We start from the raw sequence: 2,601 nt of genomic DNA on the forward strand, positions 1-2,601 counted from the left end.
CGCCATGAAGTGCCCGCACCGCACGGTCCGGTGCTCCAAGTCCTCCGCCCACCCCCGCCACACCCCCGCCGCGTCGAACCCGAGCTCCGCCCCCCAGTCCTGCTGCACCACCCCGACCGGCATCCGCAGCCGCCGCCCGGCCGCCCGGTCCGCCTCGTCGTGCGCCACGTCCACCCCCGCCGTGGCCCGGTAGTCCGCCACGATCGACGGCACCGCCTCCCGGCTGGCCCGCAGGTACTCGGCGCGCACGTCGGCCGGGATCGCCGCGGGGTCGTTCGCCCACACGTCCAGGAAGTGCCCGAAGAACTCGTCCGCCGCCCCGCTGATCATCGCCTCGGCCAGCCCCGGCCGCTGCGCCATCAGGAACAGGTGGAACCCCACCGCCGCACCCCGCCCCCGCAGCACCTCCCACGACTCCACCGTCGGCAGCACGTCCAGCACCCCGAGGTGGGTGACCACGTCCGGGTGGTCCAACCCGGCCCTGATCCCGACCAGCGCACCCCGGTCGTGCCCCACCACCGCGACCCGCTCGTGCCCCAGCTCGCGGGCCAGCGCCACCACGTCCCGCGCCATCACCCGCTTCGAGTAGTTCTCCCCGTCGTCGGCGGGCTTGTCACTGGCCCCGTACCCCCGCAGGTCAGGGCAGATCACCGTGTGATCCGCGGCGAGGTCGGCCGCGACGTGCCGCCACATCAGGTGCGTCTGCGGGAACCCGTGCAGCAGCACCACGGGACTCCCCGCCCCACCCACCGCAACGTGCAACCGCACACCCTCCGCCACCGCGACCCGCTGCTCGGTGAACCCCGGAAGAACCATCTCGCCGACTCCTCAACCACTCGCTGTCGAATGCCCCTCCACCGTCGCCCACCCCGATCAGCACCACCGGATCAGCACGCGATCAGCGCCACCCGCCACACCCCCGACCCCGGCGCTAGGTTGTCCACCGATGGTGAGCTTCGCCGTGCTGGGCCCGCTCCAGGCAGATCTGGACCGCGGACCCGCAGACCTCAAGGGCCCCCGCCACCGCGCGGTGCTGGCCAGGCTGCTGGTCGCGCGCGGCCGGACCGTCCCCCTGGACACCCTGGTCGCCGACCTCTGGGACGACACCCCGCCCCCGAGCGCGCGCGGCGCCGTCCAGACCTTCGTCGGCGACCTGCGCAAGGCCCTGGAACCGGACCGCCCACCCCGCACCCCGCCCCACCTGCTGGTCACGGTCGCGAACGGCTACGCGCTGCGCACCGACAACACCGACGCCCACCACTTCGAGTCCGCCGTCCACCAGGCCACATCCGCCCCGCCCACCCGAGCCCGGACCCTGCTCACCGCCGCCCTGGCCCTCTGGCGCGGCCCCGCGTACGCCGAGTTCGCCGACCGCCCCTGGGCGCTGGCCGAGTCGACCGCCCTGGAGGAGCTGCGCCTCTTGGCCGTGGAACGCCTGGCCGAGACCGCCCTGTCCCTGGGCGCCCCCGCGGACGCCATCCCACCCCTCACCCCGCACGCCGCGTCCCACCCGCACCGCGAGCACGCCGCCCACCTGCTCGCGCTGGCCCTCTACCGGACCGGCCGCCAGGGCGAGGCCCTGGAAACCCTGCGCCGCACCAGGTCCGCCCTCCGCGCCGACCTGGGCGTGGACCCCGGCGAACCCCTGCGCGCCCTGGAAGCCGACATCCTCGCCCAGTCCCCGGCCCTGCTCCTCCCACCCCGCACCCCGCCCCGAACCACCACCCCGCCCCTGTTCGGCCGCGAGCAAGAACTGGCCACCCTCACCCGTGCCGCCACCGAGGCCGTCGCCACCCGCCGCCTCCACCACGTCCTCGTCTCGGGCGCCGCGGGTTCCGGCAAATCCGCCCTGACCGGGGCACTGGCCGCCCACCTGCGCGCCGAGGGCTGGTCCACCGCCACCACCACCTGCCCCGACCTCCCCGGAACCCCGGCGGCCTGGCCGTGGACCGCGCTCCGCACCCACCTCGGCCTCCCGCCCGAACCCGACCGCACCCCCCGCTTCACCACCCTCCGCGCCCTGTCCGCCCACCTGGCCGAGTCCGCGCCCACGCTCCTGGTCCTGGACGACCTGCACCAGGCCGACGAGGACACCCTCGCCCTGCTCACCGCCCTCCCGCCCGAGGCGGGCCCCACCCTGGTCGTGAGCACCCACCGCGCCACCGACATCCCACCCGCCCTCACCGCCGCGCTGGCCCGCCTGGCCCGCGCCACCCCGACCCGCCTCTACCTCTCCGGCCTGGACGAGCGGGCGGTGTCGGACCTGATCGCCACCCACCACCCCCCGACCCCGAGGGCGACCAGATCCATCCACACCAGGAGCGCGGGCAACCCGTTCCTGGCCCACGAACTGGCCGAGCTGTGGGCGACCGAGGGCGACGAGGCGCTGCGCACCGTCCCCGCCGGCGTCCGGGACGTCCTCCTGCACCGCCTCTCCGCCCTCCCGGAACCCGCGGCGACCCACCTCCGCCAAGCCGCCGTCCTGGGCCGCGAGGTCGACCTCGCGCTCCTCGCCGCGCTCGCGGGCGAAGACGTCCTGGACTCGCTCGAGTCCGCGCTCCGGGCCGGTTTCCGGGTGGCGCACGACGCCGACCCCGGCCA

General features: G+C 75.9%; 2 protein-coding genes. One reads left to right on the forward strand and one right to left on the reverse strand.

What is annotated here, in order from left to right:
* Positions 1 to 816 (reverse strand): alpha/beta hydrolase (locus ACTUAL_RS09735; protein ID WP_440900033.1); only part of this gene is annotated, 816 nt, incomplete at its 3' end.
* Between the two features lie 130 nt (positions 817 to 946).
* Here ACTUAL_RS09735 and ACTUAL_RS09740 point away from each other — a divergent pair.
* A partial coding sequence (locus ACTUAL_RS09740) for a BTAD domain-containing putative transcriptional regulator (protein WP_440900034.1) occupies positions 947 to 2,601 on the forward strand: 1,655 nt, incomplete at its 3' end.

This window comes from Actinosynnema sp. (assembly GCF_052038725.1).